A 17,565-nucleotide genomic window follows, 5' to 3' on the forward strand; every position below is an offset into this window, starting at 1 on the left:
CATGAAATACCTGAAATATTCGATCATCATTCCTTCTTACAACCGGGCCGAAGAGATTCATGAATTGTTGGCTTCGCTTGCTCAGCTCGAATTCCCGCGGGAACGTTTTGAAATCATCATCGCCGACGACGGCTCCACAGACCGTACAGCGCAAATTGTGGAACAGGCACGGCAGCAATACCCTCTGGACTTGAAATATTTTACGCAAACGAACCAGGGGCCCGGAGCGGCCCGCAATCTGGGGATGCAAAAAGCCAGCGGCGATTTTTTTATTTTTGTCGATTCGGATGTTACGGTACCTCCCACCTGGCTGGCCAACATCGACCGTGCCCTACACCGCGAAAAGGCCGATGCCTTTGGCGGACCGGACACCTTTCGTAAAGATTTCCCGCCCCTGCTTAAAGCCATCAATTACTCCATGACTTCGTTTTTAACCACCGGTGGATTGCGGGGGAAAAAGGGCAAAAAACTGGCTAAATTTTATCCGCGCTCGTTTAACATGGGGCTCAGTCGGCAACTGTGGCAGCAGATTGGAGGATTTTCTAATTTACGCCATGGTCAGGATATTGAATTTAGCAACCGCATTTTGCGCTCGGGCTCCAGAGTCATTTTTATTCCCGATGCGCCGGTTTACCATAAGCGCCGAACCAACCTGCGTCGTTTCTTTCGTCAGGTGTTTAACTGGGGAGTCGCGCGGATTAATCTTTACAAGATAGACAGGCAGATGCTGGAGGTCGTTCATGCTCTGCCGGCTATTGCCACGCTTCTTGTAATACTAACCGCCATTCTGGCCATTTTCTGGCAACCGGCAAAAACGCTATTTGAAATCGGTTTGCTCACCGGCGTTGTTTTAATCCTCGTGGCCATGGTCGATGCCTTTTTTATGTACAAAGAAATCCGCCCCCTGTTTTACTTGCCTGTTGTCATTCCATTTCAGATATTTGGTTACGGCCTTGGTTTTATCTACAATTTCATCCGGCGCGTCATTTTGAAAAAAGGCGCCAAAGTTGGTTTTCGAAAAAACTATTACAAATAAAAGGAATAGCTCATGGCAGCAAAAAAGCAAAAAAAGGCAAAAGGCAAAAAAACCGCGCCTCAGCAATCTCAGACCTTTTCTCTCTCGCCACGAGTTCAGAATTACCTTGCGCTTGCCTTCATTTTTCTGTTTCTTTTGATCCTGCTCAAGCCTCTGGCCATCGATCACCTTTCGCCCCAGGGCGTCGATGTGTTGGGATCCATCGCTAAAATGCATCCCGTGCGGGAATACACGCAACAAAGCGGAGAACAGGCTTTGTGGAATCCAAACCTGTTTGCCGGAATGCCCATTTACCACCGCCTCAGTCCCAGGGCCTTCTCCCTGGACAATCTTCTGGCCAAATTATCCAGATTGTTTCATGCGGTGTTCTGGTACTACTTTTTAGGCGCTCTGGGTGGTTTTCTGCTCTTCCGTTACCTTGGCATGTCGCCTTTAATCAGCCTGTTAGGCGCATTACTCTTTGTGCTTTTCCCTCATTACAAATCGTTGTACACCGAAGGCCACATGGCTAAATTAAAGGCCTTAATGTATCTGCCCTGGATCTTTTTGACCTTCCGCTATTTACTGGATAAAAAAACATTGCTTTCCATGGCCCTGTTTGCCCTGGCCTTTGGTCTGCAAATTCGAACGCAACATTACCAGATCGTTTTTTACAGCGGCCTGGCTGTTTTTGCCCTGGGCATCTATCCGGTAATTAAAGATTTGCTGAATAAAGATTGGCTTTCGGCTGGCAAAACAGCGGGCTTGAGTGTAGCGGCGCTTATTTTGGCCGTTGCCATGGCCGCCCAGCCGCTGTTTCTGGCCAAAGAGTACCTGCCCTACTCCAAACGTGGCAAAACCACAGTGGATGTCAGGCAAACCGCAGCTCGTCAGGAGAAGAGTTCCGGTGTGTCGTTTGACTATGCCACCCAATGGTCTACCCATCCATCCGAAATTTTTACCTGGCTTTTACCGCATTTTTACGGGGGTATGTCCGGAGAAACTTACGATGGCAGTAAGTTTCCCCAGCTTAAAAATCAGCGTATCCCCGGTTACTGGGGACACATGCCCTTTACACAAAGCTATGAGTACATGGGCCTTATTATTTTGATGCTGGCTGTTCTGGGGCTTGTAGCCAACTGGCGAGACGTCGCCATTCGCAGTTTATTTTTTCTTTTGCTGGTTCTGGTCTTCCTTTCCTTTGGGCGACATTTTGCCCTGTTCTATCATCTGTTTTTTGATTACTTCCCCTTTTTCAATAAATTCCGTGCGCCCATGATGAGCGTGACGGTCAGTTACTTTATTATTGTGATTTTTGCTGTTTTTGGCCTGAAGTATCTGCTGGAATTAAAGCGCGACAAAGTGGACTGGAAACAACAAAAATTGATTCTGTACATATTCGGTTCTTTTTTTGCCCTTGGCCTGATTTTCTGGTTGTACAGCCTTGGCGCTTCTTTTACCAAGGCCGGTGAGCAATATCAGGGACAAACCCTGGAAATCATCAAACAGATGCGACAGGAATTTTTCCAGCGTGACCTGATGCGTTATTTTGTATTGCTCATTCTTTCCGCTGCGGCCCTATTTGCTTATTTAAAGAAAAAACTGCCGGCCCTGGCTTTAATTGTAATTCTGGGAGTATTACAAATTGCAGATTCTTTGCAGGTTCAAAGCCGTGTCAAACCGCAATACACAGATCTGAAACGTCTGGAGCGACAATATTTTCGCCCTAACCAGATCGACCATTTTCTGAAAAGCGACAACGATCTGTTCCGCATTTTTCCCAGCGGTAAGCTATTCACCGACAATCGTTGGGTCTATTTTCATCAATCCATCGGTGGCTACAGCCCCATTAAAATGTACGCCATTGAAGAGTTAGTGGAAAAGAATATCTACAACGGCTGGGACCGTGACCTGCCTTTTAACTGGAATGTGTTAAAAATTCTGAACGTAAAATACGTGATCAGTCAGCAGCAGCTGCAACATCCCTTTTTGCACCTGGTAAAGAGCGATCCTGCGGCAAAACTGTACGCCTATTATTTTAATCAATACCTGCCGCGTGCCTTTTTTGTGGGCCGCGTACAGGTTATTAAAGATGAATTGCAACGTCTGCACACCATCAACAGCCCGGATTTTGATCCTGCAACCACGGCCATTCTGGAAGAGGAGTTGGCTGAACCTATTTCTCAACCGGACAGCAGCTTTACCCGCGTACTAAAATTTACGCCCAATGAACTGCAATTGCAGGTTTACACAGATAAGCAGAGTCTGCTGGTCATTTCTGAAGTCTTTTATCCGCCAGGATGGAAAATCTTTTTAGACAATCGTCGGGTGCAAAAAGTGTACAAAACCGATCACGCCATTCAATCCATTGTCGTTCCGGCCGGTGAACACACCGTGCTATTAAAATTCGAGCCCGATTCCTATTTCAGGAATATCAGGATTTCCTACGCCTCTCTGGGCATTATCTATTTGATTTTAGTTGGTTCGCTGGCGGGCTATGTACTCAAGCGGAAAAAGCCAAAAGCGTAATTGGTTAAATGGTGCCGGAATGTCATTCGAATGTCCCGCCTTGCGGGACGAGGAACTTTTGTAAGGGCGAAGCATCTTTTGCAAAACTTTGCAAAAGATGCTTCGCCCATACTCCTATCTGTCCCGACGCTCTCGGGGTATCGGTCGAAATGACAATCAAAGTGGGATTCAGACCAGAGAATTCAGCAAAGTGCAAGCATTAAGCTTGCGCCTACTGATCGACTAATTTCCCCATCGCCTCAATTTTCGGGGAGAGGGGGCCAGGGGGTAAAGGCTTCTCTGCCTGACAGAACAAAAAAATGGAATATTTTATGTTTATTCTCATCACACCGGTTCACAACGAACGCGCTTTACTTGAAGAATTGGTTAATTGTGTATTGCGCAGTACCTTCAAACCAGAAATCTGGGTCATCGTCGATGATGCCTCGAATGATGGGAGCGAAAACCTATTGCAAAAGCTGGCTGAACGCAACCCGTTTATTCGCTTAACAAGAATCGAAGAGCAACCGGAATACATGGGCTTTCACATTTCGGAAGTCTTTCGCAGCGGTGTGAAGGCCGTAAGAAATGAAATCGACCAGGCGCAATACATCGGTTTTTTGGACGCCGATATCCGCTTTGGTGCGAGATATTGGCAACATCTCAAAGATTTTTTAGACACGCATCCTCAGGTGGGGATTGTTTCCGGTGTCCTGTGTTCCAGAAATGCGCGGGGGCAATGGCAGGTGGAACCTTTCCAGCGCAGGGACAATCCCCGCGGTGGACTGCGATTGGTGCGGGGCGCCTGTTTTAAAGAAATTGGCGGGGTACCGCGCAGCCGCGCCTGGGACCCGGTAATGAACGTTAAAGCCCGCACACAGGGCTGGCAGGTCGTTACCCTGACCGACGTTTTTGCCGTAAGTGTCCGTCCCACAGACGCTCGTTTCGAACGCAAAGCCGGTGAACTCAGTCGGGGGCAAAGAGACTGGCATTTGCACCATCCCTTTTTTCAGGTATTAACGCGTGCCTTTTTTAAATCCTTAAAAAGTAAATCGCTCCTCGGTTGGTACTACATTAAAGGCTATTTACAGGAAAAACGGAGGGGCGGTGAGCAATTTCCCGTTCCTGCTGTGCGCAATTATTACCGCAAAGAGCGCAGCCTGGAGTGGTGGCGTATCCTTAAAGCAAAGCTTACGGGCCGTCCATCACCTCATGCCCTGATCCCCCAGATCATTGTCCCTGAAGAAAAAATTTTTGAGTTCGATACAAAAACCATGGATTCCACGGATTGAAACGAATGTCTGGATTGTAACTTAAAAAAACCTGGTGTATTCAGGTGGAAATTTGTCCTGAATTGAACGCATCTTTATTTGAGACTTAGAATGCTATTAAAACCATTGGTTCAAAATAAAAGCGGTCGAAAATTAGACAAAGCGTTTTACCAACAAACGGATGTGACTGCTATTGCACGGGCATTGCTGGGGAAAGTACTGGTTTCTCAGATTGATGGCCGAAAAACATCTGGCATCATCGTAGAAACCGAAGCCTACAGCGCTGAAAATGATCGGGCTTCCCACGCCTATGGGCGCCGGCATTCAGAGCGCACGGCCATCATGTACCGATCCGGTGGCTTGACTTACGTGTATCTCATTTACGGGATGTACTACCTGTTAAACGTGGTGACCAATCTGGAACACGTCCCGGACGCAGTGTTGATTAGGGCTATTGAACCGTTGGAGGGGCTGGAACACATGCTGCAGCGCAGAAAACAAAAGAAACTAACGCCCAACCTGTCCAACGGTCCCGGTAAATTAACCATCGCTCTGGGAATTACTCTGGAACACTACGGGGTCGATTTAACCGGGGACCTGCTGTGGATTGAAGACCGCGTACTCTTTCTGCAAAACTCCCAAATCGCCAGCGGAAAACGCATTGGTGTGGAATACGCCAAAGAAGATGCCCTGCGTCCCTGGCGTTTCTGGATTAAGGATCACCCTTTTGTTAGCAAACACAGGAGTTAGAAATGCCATTCAGTTTTCATGAAGATCGCAATCGGTATTTTCAGATACAGACTGAAGTGACCGAACAATACATCATTCCTTTTATTGAAGAAAAGTGGCCAATACCGCACACAGGCCATGTGTTAGAAATCGGCTGCGGCGAAGGCGGTGTGTTGAAAGCCTTCACTCGAAGGGGCTGGCATGCCGTGGGCGTGGATCTGTCCGGTGAAAAACTGGCTCTGGCCCGGCAACGGATGGCCGAAGAAGTAAAACAAAAACGCTTGCGTTTAATCAATCAAAATATTTACGATGAGCGTTTTAAAGACGAATTTGCCAACCAATTCGATCTGATCATTTTAAAGGACGTCATCGAACATATTCCACAACAGCAAAGATTGCTCACTTACCTGCACACATTTCTCAAACAAAAGGGCGTTATTTTTTTCGCCTTCCCCCCCTGGCTAATGCCCTTTGGCGGCCATCAACAGATGTGTGCTTCTTTTTTGAAAAAGGTGCCCTATTTTCATTTGCTGCCCATGCCCTTTTACCGCGCCCTGTTAAGAATGGCCGGAGAATCGAATTCCAAAATAGAGGCCTTAGCGGCCAATAAACAAACGGGTATTACCATAGAACGATTTGAACGCATATTAAAGACAACAGGCTACAACATCTTACAGCGTCGTTTTTATTTGTTCAATCCCATTTACCGTTACAAATTTGGTCTCAGGCCAAAAGAACAATACGCTTTTTTAGCCCGTTTGCCGTACATCAGAGATTTTTTTACAACGGGTGTGTATTATTTGATTTCAAAATAGAATAATCAATTTTTAATGACTTCATGATTTTTGTCAAACGTGCAAAAATTGTTTATATTTTTAGTGTAATGATAAAGCAGATTGAGAACGAGTATGATTCCTAAAGTAGACATATATCTTGGAGATTGTAAAGACCTTTTAAAGAAAATACCCGACAATTCTGTTGATTTGATTTTTACATCTCCGCCCTATGCCGATCAACGTAGAAACACCTATGGAGGCATCCATCCCGATGATTATGTGCAATGGTTTTTACCAATCTCCCGGGAATTGCTCCGTGTGCTGAAACCAACCGGTACCTTTGCTTTAAACATAAAAGAAAAGGTTGTAAACGGTGAACGAAGCACCTATGTGATTGAGCTGATTCTAGAACTCAGGAAACAGGGCTGGCTCTGGACAGAAGAATTCCTACCCTGGAAAGTGGCCAAACAGATTTAGGGATGCCTGGGAAAGAATCTTGCAGTTTAATAAAAACAAGAAATTTCATATGTACCAGGAAGCCGTGATGGTGCCCATCGGAGATTGGGCCAAAACGCGTTTAAAAAAACTAAGTGATCGGGATAAAATTAGGGACGAATCCAAAGTAGGAAGCGGTTTTGGCAATAATATTTCTAACTGGTTAGATAGAAAAATGGTTTACCCCACTAATGTAATTCACCTGGCTACAGAATGTGGAAATAAAAACCACAGTGCAGCCTTCCCAGAAGGATTGCCTGAGTGGTTTATTAAATTATTTACTCAACCAGGAGATACAGTATTAGATCCCTTTATGGGTTCGGGGACAACGTTGTTTGTAGCCCAAAGATTAGGACGCAATGCAATCGGTATGGAAATTGTACCAGAATATTTTTATATGGTTAAAGAACATCTGGAAAAAGAAGAATTACCATTATTTAAATATTATTGGAAAGTTTAATCAAAAATGAAGTTATTCGCTACGTATCCAGTAATATTAGCCAATTTCATGAAAAAAGAATTGAAAATCTTAAACATCTTCAATTGAAGAGAGTCCTGCGTAGAAAAAATCCCTATCTCTTTAAAGCAAAAAATCTTTTAACGGCTGAACAGATCATTAAAGGTTTGATTGATGCTCATCTTTCTTCTAAGGCAGCAAAGCCGCAACCAAAATCAACCACAGAGAGCACAAAGATTTCGAAAAAAAATGAAATTTATTGACATGAAAGGCGAAAACTCAGCAAAGCGGCACAATTTGCTACCCCTTCCCTTTATTAAAAGAAGGGAAGGGGGCCGGGGGGTAGGATCTCCAGCACAAAAATTTTCGCACGCTAAAATGCTAGATCTTTTAAGGGAAGTATTCTAATGAAGAAACGCTTTTTGGCGATAGGTTGGAAGGGCTGGCTATTTATGTAAACAGCATCGCATTGGGCGGTTGGAAATCCGGAATTACAGGGATTGATCTGGAATTTAATAAAGATCAGGTTCGCTACATTGTGGCCATTAAGTCCGGCCCCAATTGGGGAAATCAAAGCCAGAAAGAAAAATTAAAGGATTATTTTAAAAAGGCCAAAATTACACTTCGCACAAGTAATTCCAGACTGATTGTTGTAGCTGTAAGTGGTTGTTGCTACGGTAAATCAAAAAGGGTTGATTACGGCGACTATTTTTTTTACTGCGGTCAAAGATTCTGGGAATTCATCTCTGGCCCAAAAGACCTTTACAAGGAAATAATTGAGCCCCTGGGGCACAAAGCCAAAGAAAAAACGAGCAATTCTTGCAAGAATATGCCAAAGTGATTAATCGATTTACCATGGAATTCAGCCAGGAGTTTTGCAAGAAAAGCGGTGAAATTGATTGGCATAAATTGTTGGAATTCAATTCAGGCTACGAAAATTAAATTAACCGGCCTTTTTTTTCAACCTCTTCCACTCCGGCACAACCAGCAGCAAAGTCACTCCTACCGCCAGAACATCGGCCAGCGGAAAGGCCAGCCATAAACCATCCAATTTTAAAAAATGAGGTAAAATAAAGATTAAAGGCAATAAGAATAAAATCTGGCGGGCAATGGCTAATACAAAAGCCGGCAGAGCTTTGCCCAAAGCCTGGAAATACCCGGCACCGATCATTTGAAATCCGATTACGGGCGTTAGTAAAATAATTAATCGCAAGGCACGGGCGCCCTCATGAATTAACTGCGCATCTTTACTGAAAACAGAAAAAATAGGCTCAGCCAATAACATTAAAAAGGCAAAGATGCCTGTTACCGTAAGCGTCGCATATTTTAAGGCAAATTTCACCGTCTGCCAGACACGACCATAATTCCTGGCGCCAAAGTTATAGCCTGTAATGGGCAAATAGGCCTGCACCATGCCAAACAGAGGCATAAACGTCATGCGTAAAATGCGATTGATAATGCCGTAAATGGCTACAGCCATTTCGCCCCCAAAGGTAAACAAACTGTGGTTCAAAATAGCGGCCAGCACGCTGGCCGCTCCGTGTCGGGCGAAGGATGAAGCGCCGATGGCTAAAATCTCTTTAATCACTTTCAGATTAGGCGTAAAGTACTTCCATTGAAAGGTCAATATGCTGCGTCCGCTGTAAAAGAAATAGATCAAAAATAACATGGTTAAAAACTGCGACAATACACTGGCTATGGCTGCCCCTTTAACCCCCAGCTTTAGTGTGAAAATAAATATGGGATCAAAAATAATATTTAGCAGCGCGGCCATGATCATGGTCAGCATGGCAATTTTGATGTTGCCTTCGGCCCGATTCACATTATTGAAAATCATGTCAAACATTAAGAATGGGGTGCCGATTAAAATGTACACAAAATATTCATGAGCAAAAGGCACCATTTCTCCTTGCGAACCAAAAAGAAAAAGTAGAGGATCGGCGAACAGGTAGCCTATAAGCACAATCAATCCGCTTACAACAATGTTGAGCAGTAACACATTGCCAAAAGCATTTTCAGCCCCTGGTAAATCTTTTGCCCCCAGCCTGCGGGAAATAATGGAAGCGACGCCCAGCCCTAATGTTTGCGACAGGGAAAAGATGAGCATTTGAATGGGCATGACAATGGACACGCCGGCAATGGCCAGCGCGCCTAAACCCCGACCGATAAATATGGTGTCAACCACGTTGTACAGAGCCATGGCCAGCATGCCTACCGTAGCCGGAACAGAAAGGCGAAAAAGCAGAGGGCCAATACGCTCCTCGCCCAGAGCCCTACTCGATTTTTCAACCGCTTTCATTAAAGATTTACATTCCTTTTAAAAAAAATTTTCCATCCCTTACTGCCCGAACTTTGCCACAGTTAAATTGTCTGCAGACTGCTTTTAAGCCGAAATTTCGAGCATTTCATTGATTCCTCTTAAATTAACAATTTCTGCAAAATTCACAAAATTTTGTAGCTACGTTTGCTTTGAAAGTCAAAAGCAATTAATATTGTTAAAACACATGACTGAAAAGCGAGGCTGCCATGCGTTTTATCGCCGATTTACACATCCATTCCCACTACTCCATTGCCACCAGTAAAGATTTAATTCCGGAAAAACTGGATTACTGGGCCAGAATGAAGGGCATTACCGTGGTGGGCACGGGTGATTTTACACATCCGGGCTGGCTGGCCGAATTGAAAGAAAAATTAGAACCGGCGGAAGACGGCTTGTTCAAATTGAAAGAGGAATTACGCCTGCCCGGCGCACCGGAAACGCCCGTCCGCTTTTTACTGACGGCCGAAATCAGCAGCATTTACAAAAAGAACGAGCGCGTAAGAAAATTGCACAACGTCATTTTCGCCCCCGATTTTGAAAGCGTTGAAAAAATTCAGGCCCGTTTGTCTCAAATCGGTAACATCACCTCCGACGGCAGACCCATCCTGGGCCTGGACGCCAGGGATCTGCTGGAACTGGTATTAGAGGTCAATGCCCACAATTTTTTTGTACCTGCCCACATCTGGACACCCTGGTTTTCTGTACTGGGCTCTAAAAGCGGATTTGATTCCATAGACGATTGTTTTGAAGATTTAACGCCCTATATTTACGCCGTAGAAACCGGCCTGTCTTCTGATCCGCCGATGAACTGGTTGTGCAGTTTCCTGGATCGCTTCACACTGATCTCCAATTCCGATGCTCATTCGCCGGAAAAATTGGGACGTGAAGCCAATCTTTTCGACACAGAACTAAGTTACCACCACCTGGTGGAAGCGCTGAAGAATCCGCAGAACAACCATTTCCTGGGTACCGTTGAATTTTACCCTCAGGAAGGCAAGTACCACCTGGATGGCCATCGCAAATGCGGTATTCGCTGGACTCCGTTGCAAACTCTGCAAAACAAAGGCCTGTGTCCGGTTTGCGGTAAAAAAGTGACTGTTGGCGTGCTCAATCGCGTGGCCCAGCTCTCCGATCGCGAGAGCATTGACAATGTGACCGGACGTAAACCTTTTTACTCACTCATCCCTTTGAAAGAGGTACTTTCCGAAATTTTAGGCAGCGGAGCACAGTCCAAAACCGTGCAAAAGGCCTACCAGAATCTGATTCAAAAAGCAGGGTCTGAATTTAATCTCTTACTCAATTTGCCTCTTGCTGAAATCAAACAAATGACCAATGAACTGGTAGCCGAAGCCATTCGGCGCATGCGTAACCGCCAGGTCATTGTTCAGGAAGGATTTGACGGACAATTTGGCCGTATTCACGTTTTTGCCGAAGGCGAAACCCAAAAAGGCTCCAGTCAAAAGTCATTGTTCAGCGATCTGGTAGCCGAACCGGAGACCGCTTCCTATTTTGTGCAACCTATTCCCTTTGACATGAAAAAATTTCGCCTGCTCCAGCAAAGAAACGCACAGCAGGGAGCGGTTCAAACCAATTGGCTGGAGCTGGAAAACGGCGCAGCTCTGCTTAAAGACCTGAATGCCGAACAACAGGCCGCTGTGCAACACTTCCGTGGTCCGGCCCTGGTTTTGGCCGGCCCGGGCACCGGAAAAACGCGCGTCCTGACACGCCGCATCGCTTACCTGATTCAAAACGGACATGTACCGGCCCATGAAATCTTAGCCATTACCTTTACCAACAAAGCAGCCGACGAAATTCGTCAGCGCATTAAAGATTTAATCCGTTCCAAAAAGGTTGAAAAACAACTGAACATCGGTACCTTTCACGCCTTGGGCTACCAGATATTGAACGAAAACGCCGAACACATTGGCCACAAAGCGCCCATTGCCATTTTTGATCAGCAGGACCGGAAGCGGATCCTTCGAACCATAGCCGGCCTAAATTCCGAAGAATTCGAAACCTTTAACCAACAACTGCTCCAGATGAAATTACTGCTGCAGGAAGAGATTCAGGACGCCCGCTTTTTAAACCTGCTGTCTCAATACGAACACTTTTTGCAGGAACAAAATGCGGTCGATCTGGAAGATTTAATCTTTCTGACAATCAAACTCTTGAAAACGCGTCCATCCCTGTTAAAGAATTACCACCATCGCTACAAATGGATTCTGGTGGACGAATATCAGGATATTAACCGCGGGCAATATGAATTATTGAAATTGCTTTCGCCAGGCGACCAACCCAATCTATTTGCCATTGGCGATCCGGATCAGGCCATTTACGGATTTCGCGGTGCAGACGTACGCTTTATCCAGCAGTTTGAAACGGATTTTCATCCGGCAAAGGTTTACCGCCTGAAGGTAAGTTACCGGTGTTCCGATCATATTTTAAAGGCTTCGCAATCCATGCTGCGCCCCGGCGCCCAGCAAAAACTTCTGGATGGTCTGCACGAAGGCTTGAAAATTCAAATCGTGCAGGAAGCCAGCGATAAAAGTGAAGCTGAATTTGTGGCCAGAACCATTGAACAAATGATCGGAGGACTCCGTTTCTTTTCCATGGATTCGGCCATCACTCAGGGACATCAATCTGCTAAAATCAACTCTCTGGCCGATTTTGCCATCCTGGTTCGCCTGAAAGCTCTGATGCTTCCGCTGGAAAAATCATTGAAAGATCATGCCATTCCTTACCAGATCGTAGGCCACGATTCCTGGCTCCAGGAAGAACCGGTGCGTTCGATTATTGAAATTTTGCGCTACGTGCTCATCGGTAAATCTTATTATCTCAAAAAAGAATTTGCTGCCCGCGACATGAACGGGCAGGATTGGTCCATGCTGGATCAGATTGACCGGCAGCAGACGTCAATCGCTGAATGGATTGAATGGATTACCCTGCACTTCATCAAGGGACAGGGTTCCGCGGACAAGAAAAAAATCCGCCAACTGCAAATTCTGAGCGAGCCATTTGGCAAAGACCTGGCCGGCTTTTTACGCTTTGCCTTTTTAGGGCAGGGTAGCGATTTGTACCAGCCGAAGACCGAACAGGTTACCCTGATGACCCTGCACGCGGCTAAAGGGCTTGAGTTCCGGGCCGTTTTTATTGTGGGCTGCGAACAGGGACTGTTGCCTTACGATCTTTCTGGAAAGCATCCGGTCCATGTCGCGGAAGAGCGACGCCTGCTCTACGTGGGAATGACAAGGGCCATCGATTACCTCTTTTTAAGTCACGCCCGACGTCGATTTTTGTTCGGTAAAACACACTACCTGGCGCGCAGTCCGTTTCTTGGCGCCATTGAACAGGAACTGATTGAAGCGCGTAAGGAGCGACCGCCTAAAAAACGCAAAAAGGATGACGGCCAGCTCTCGTTGTTCGATCTTTAGAACACTGCCTTTAAACGATTGATCCTTGTACAATGACACGTGGCACGAAGTATCCCGAATGGTCATTTCGACCGATGTACGAAGCGAAAACGACGTGCAGAGCGGAGAAATCTTTCTCAGGCGTAAGGGCGAAGCATTTTCCTGAGGGTTGTTCCAATTAGCGCAACCTCTAAATCGCTCTTGAGAAAGACTTTTCAAAAAATGCTTCGCCCTTACAAAGGTATCGAGCTGAAGCTCGAGTTACGGCGCGCCTGTTAATTCTCTGTAGGTGTAAGGGATTCTTCCTCCCGCTGAAGCGGGATTCAGAATGACATTCGGCACAAGCCTTCACTGCCTGGGTAAACTTGCCCCTTCGCAAAATAATTCATAATTCGTAATTTTTAATTAAAATTGTTCCTTTGTGCATTAATGTCTTTGCCTTATTTTCTGTGGTTGATTAATGTTTGCTACAGTTGTAAGTAAATTATTGATCCGTTAAAAGGACTGTTCCCAAAAATCAAAATATGGGTTCTGCTTCATCCGACTGGCCAGACGAAAATGGGCCTGTATTGGAATTCAAACGGAGCGCGGAAGGGGCAAAGATTAAGATTAAAGATAGAAGATTAAAAGAGGGAAGGGGGGAAGGCGCTTATTTGACATGTAAAAGTTTGAGACGTTGTGTAAAAACATTTCCTCTGATTCGGGCAAAATAAATGCCCGATGGAAGACCATGAAAATCGAAGGTTACCAAGCCGCTGAAGCGGCTTTTCCGGAAAAGCACTTTTTGACCAGAGAGAGAAAAGATTTCAATGGCGACTGTGGAGTTGCCCTGCTCAGGCGGCAAGCGGAACGTCACGCGATCGTTAAAGGGATTAGGGTAGCAGGAAACCAGCGCAGTTTGGGCGGGCGCGCGTCCTTTGCCGGTTTCAAAAATGTCCGATGGCGTGGGATAGGTAATGGGCTGGCCCAGTAACCAATCCATTGCCGACCAGAGGAAGGGCCAGTCCGACCCCTGATCAGACAACTCCTGTGCAAAATTGGTACTGTCACGATCATCGTCTTCTTCCACTTCGGCATGTGGCCCCAAAAACAAGACCCGTCCCTCTCCGTAAGTAAAATTGATGGCTCCGGGCAAATCATGGTAAGCATCCCAGGTGCCAATAGTGTCGAACGTAGTCTGTTCATGAGCTACAAAATAGGGGCCGCCGTAGTACAGCATCACTTCATGGTCCGGTTCAAACTGATTGATGGGATTATTCGGATTGAGGTTGAGTTGCGTCATGGTGTAATTGTCCCATGGGGCAATCGAATCAATGGCGCCAACGGCAATACCATCGAACAGATCCAGCGGATAATCCAGTAAGCCGTCCTCTTCCCAGATGATGGAATCGCAGGCAAAATAAGCCCCGGCACAAATCCCCAAATAGCCGCCTCCATTGGCCACCAATTGTCGAATGTGAGCAAGGCCGGAATCATTAATAGCCAGCTTGTAGTAATAAGCGTAGCCGCCAGGAAAACAGATGGCCTCGAACTGTCCGCTCAGTGGATTGTCGTTGATAAATTGGGCATCCACTTCCTGGTAGCTGATACCCTTCCATTGCAAGAATTGTTCAAGCGCGGTCAGTCCATCCTGCCACACACCAATTCCGCCATCATTGTAAATGGCAATCTGAGCCTGGCCAAACAGACCGGCAAAACTTAGAAAAAGAAACAGTAAAACAGAAAGATTTCGTTCAGGCATTGGCTTTTCTTGTTCTCTTTTTGGAAATATTTTTAATATGAAACACATTCAAAACCAACGATATTCCCTTCAAAAAACTGGTTTTTTATTTTCTTCAGATTAAAAAACTGCGTTTCTAAAGATTCAACTGTTTTTTAACCCAGGCTTCCAACCCCCCGGCCAGAATAATTTCCTGGGCGGCAACGCCAAATGGTTTTATTGAATAGGCACGCCCTTCCAGTTCAATTTTTCCTTCCTGAAAGTTCACGACCGCCTTCAAACCTGTTCGAATGGTAAGTTGCTCTGTGCCATACCGTTCTTTTAAATCTGCGATTAATTCCGGCGCTTCCACCACCATAAATCCATTATTGATGGCATTGCGTTTGTACGTTTCGCTAAAAGAACCGGCCAGCACCATTTGAATACCCGCATATTTCAAAGCCGTCGCGGCCTGCTCTCTTGAACTGCCTGTACCAAAATTGAAACCGCCGACCAGAATATCCCCTTTTTTCATGATCTTTACAAATTGCGGATCATAATTTTCCATGACAACGCCAGCCTGCTGCTCTGGGGTAAAATCATCAAGGTAAGTGTACTTGCCGGGAAAAATACCGTCTGTGTTCAAATTGTCCTGCGGGCAAAAAAGCAGTTCGCCCTCAACACGGGCAGGGAAATCCGGTAACAGTTCTACCTGGCCTGGGTTTTGCGCTGGAGCCGGATTGATTTTTATTTGCGCCCTGATGAGCTGTGAGGCCACTTTGAAGGGACTGTCGATTTTACCACTAATGGCCGAAGCCGCTACTACCGCTGGCGAAGCCAGGTAGGCCTGCGCATTCCGCGAGCCCATTCTGCCTTTAAAATTACGGTTCGTGGCCGATATGCCCACTTCTCCGTCTTCTAACAAGCCGGTTCCTAAACCAATGCACGGCCCGCAGCCCGGCGGCAAGGGAATGGCGCCCGCCTCAATCAAAGCCTGCCAGTAGCCTAATTTTTCGGCCTCCTTTTGTACCTCGCTCGAGGCGGCGGCGATGTAAAATTTTACATGATCGGCTACCTTTTTCCCCTTAACCACGGCGGCCGCCTGGGCAATGTCTTCCAGCCGACTGTTCACACAGGAGACCAAATAGGCCTTGTGAATCTTGATGTTCTTCCGGGCCAGTTCATCAACCGGAGCAATGATTTTAACTGTATCCGGTCCGGCCACGTGTGGCACCACTGTTCTAAGATCCAGGACAATTTCTTTGGCATAAAAGGCATCGGCATCCGCAACAGGAATGTTCTGTTCCAGCTCTTTGATGCGCTTTTCATTTAATCGGGGATGTTCTCCGCCGCCATCGGCATCGGAAGGTACGCCCGCCAGGCCACGCTGTTTGATGTATTCTGCCCGCTGACGCAACCAGTTGATGGTTTGCGCGTCGATGGGGAAAACGCCGGCCAGGGCTCCCCACTCCGTTGTCATGTTAGCAATGGTCAGGCGTTGATCAATGGTCAGGTCGGCCACGCCATCACCGCCAAACTCAATGGCATGGTTCAGAACCTCGTCGTGACTGAAATAGCCGGCCAGCGTCATAATCACATCTTTGCCCGTCACGCCGGGTCTTAAGCGGCCGGTCAAATTTACTTTTACTACCGGCGGAATTTGCCACCATGTTTTCCCCGAAGCCCAGATGGCCGCCGCATCGGTACGAACTATGGGCGTTCCCAGGCAACCTAAACCGCCGTACATGTTGGAATGGCTGTCGGAGGCGACCACCATGGTTCCTGGCCAGGCATACCCTTCTTCCACCATAATCTGATGTCCAATGCCCCGACCGGCTGGGTAAAAATCAGCGCCCATCTCCCTGGAAAAGGCTTCGATTTTACGGTACTTTTCTAAGTTTTTTTCTGAACGATCCTGGATGTTGTGGTCTAAGGTGTGCACCACCTGGCGGGGATTGAACAACGTTTTGGCCCCAATCTTTTTAAATTTAGGAATCACAGCTCCCGTGTTGTCGTGCGTCATCACATAGGCTGGTTGAATCATAATGTAATCGCCCGAATGCGCCTCAACGCCCTGTTTCAGGCCAACAGCAAATTTTTGCGCAATTTTCTCAATCAATGTTTGTGCCATTTTCCAAACTCCATGATGTAATGTTTTGTAGCATTCCCTTCAACTTTTTTAATCGGTTCATTTTCTATCCTAATTCCATTGAACCAGGAACCAGGATTGCGCCATGGGTTAAAAATACAGCGCTGTTTACAGACCGGAGCAAAGAACCGATTGTAATAATCTAAAACTTTCTAAATTAATAAGGATTCGAACAAGATTCAAAATTTACTCAACCGCTCGGAAGACATTTCCGCGCTCTCTTCATTATTTGAATATTGTAAAAACTGTAGAAAAAATTGAACAGGTTAGGAAGAAATTGAGCCTGCCATGAAAGATCGTGGTTTTCGATATAGGTTTGCTAACTAACTGCCATTTCGACCAATGCTCCACTCTGGCGGGATAAAGCGGAGAACTCGTTGTCAGATGTAAAGGCGAAGCATTTTTAACAAAAATGGTTCCATTTAACGCGACCTCTTTGTGTACGAGTTTGAGCAAAACCTTGCAAAAAATGCTTCGCCCTTACAAAAGCCTCGAGCTTAAGCTCGAGTTACGTTGCTCTTTCGAATGGTCTGCCAATGTAAGGGATTCTCAGAATGACATGCCGGCACAGTTCCTCACCGCCTGGACATAAGTTGCCCCTTTGCAAATTAATTCGTAATTCGTAATTTTTAATTAAATATTGCTCTCTTGTACATTCTTGGCTTTGCTGTGTTCTCTGTAGTCGATTACAGGTTACGGCGCTTCTGCTTTCGATTAACGAAAAAATTTTGAACCA

The 17,565-nt window shown here is 46.1% G+C and carries 11 protein-coding genes and 1 pseudogene; 9 read left to right on the plus strand and 3 right to left on the minus strand.

Annotation, left to right across the window (positions count from 1 at the left end; all coding sequences use genetic code 11):
• Position 1 precedes the first annotated feature (1 nt).
• From ACWB0I_RS10665 to ACWB0I_RS10700, 8 genes and pseudogenes are all read left to right on the plus strand, one after another.
• Positions 2-1,036: a glycosyltransferase family 2 protein gene (locus tag ACWB0I_RS10665; RefSeq protein ID WP_479388046.1), complete on the plus strand. Its 1,035-nt coding sequence runs from the start codon at positions 2-4 to the stop codon at positions 1,034-1,036.
• A 12-nt stretch (positions 1,037-1,048) separates the two neighbouring features.
• Entirely contained in the window at positions 1,049-3,544 is a 2,496-nt protein-coding gene (locus ACWB0I_RS10670) for a hypothetical protein (RefSeq protein ID WP_479388047.1), read from the plus strand.
• A gap of 311 nt (positions 3,545-3,855) precedes the next feature.
• Positions 3,856-4,815 carry a glycosyltransferase family 2 protein gene (locus tag ACWB0I_RS10675; RefSeq protein ID WP_479388048.1) on the plus strand — a complete coding sequence of 320 codons (960 nt, stop codon included), beginning with the start codon at positions 3,856-3,858 and terminating at the stop codon, positions 4,813-4,815.
• 90 nt (positions 4,816-4,905) lie between these two features.
• A complete protein-coding gene (locus ACWB0I_RS10680; protein ID WP_479388049.1) occupies positions 4,906-5,544 on the plus strand; it encodes a DNA-3-methyladenine glycosylase in 639 nt (212 codons plus the stop codon).
• Between the two features lie 2 nt (positions 5,545-5,546).
• Positions 5,547-6,338, plus strand: coding sequence for a class I SAM-dependent methyltransferase (locus ACWB0I_RS10685; protein ID WP_479388050.1), 792 nt, complete (start codon positions 5,547-5,549; stop codon positions 6,336-6,338).
• Positions 6,339-6,431: 93 nt separating this feature from the next.
• A pseudogene (locus ACWB0I_RS10690) lies at positions 6,432-7,254 on the plus strand (DNA-methyltransferase).
• A complete protein-coding gene (locus ACWB0I_RS10695) occupies positions 7,242-7,514 on the plus strand; it encodes a PmeII family type II restriction endonuclease (RefSeq protein ID WP_479388051.1) in 273 nt (90 codons plus the stop codon). Before ACWB0I_RS10690 ends, ACWB0I_RS10695 begins: the two are co-directional and overlap by 13 nt.
• A gap of 170 nt (positions 7,515-7,684) precedes the next feature.
• Positions 7,685-8,092 carry a PmeII family type II restriction endonuclease gene (locus tag ACWB0I_RS10700; RefSeq protein ID WP_479388052.1) on the plus strand — a complete coding sequence of 136 codons (408 nt, stop codon included), beginning with the start codon at positions 7,685-7,687 and terminating at the stop codon, positions 8,090-8,092.
• 102 nt (positions 8,093-8,194) lie between these two features.
• Here the strand turns inward: ACWB0I_RS10700 and ACWB0I_RS10705 are convergent, their stop codons facing one another.
• Entirely contained in the window at positions 8,195-9,550 is a 1,356-nt protein-coding gene (locus ACWB0I_RS10705; RefSeq protein WP_479388053.1) for an MATE family efflux transporter, read from the minus strand.
• 227 nt (positions 9,551-9,777) lie between these two features.
• Here ACWB0I_RS10705 and ACWB0I_RS10710 point away from each other — a divergent pair, with 227 nt between their 5' ends.
• Complete coding sequence (locus tag ACWB0I_RS10710) at positions 9,778-13,002, plus strand: UvrD-helicase domain-containing protein (protein WP_479388054.1); 3,225 nt, start codon at positions 9,778-9,780, stop codon at positions 13,000-13,002.
• Positions 13,003-13,630: 628 nt separating this feature from the next.
• Here the strand turns inward: ACWB0I_RS10710 and ACWB0I_RS10715 are convergent.
• On the minus strand, positions 13,631-14,722 hold the full coding sequence (locus ACWB0I_RS10715; protein WP_479388055.1) for a BPL-N domain-containing protein: 1,092 nt from the start codon (positions 14,720-14,722) through the stop codon (positions 13,631-13,633).
• 115 nt (positions 14,723-14,837) lie between these two features.
• Positions 14,838-16,811 carry a homoaconitase gene (gene lysF, locus ACWB0I_RS10720; RefSeq protein WP_479388056.1) on the minus strand — a complete coding sequence of 658 codons (1,974 nt, stop codon included), beginning with the start codon at positions 16,809-16,811 and terminating at the stop codon, positions 14,838-14,840.
• Positions 16,812-17,565: the final 754 nt, after the last annotated feature.

This window comes from Caldithrix sp., from assembly GCF_056497305.1.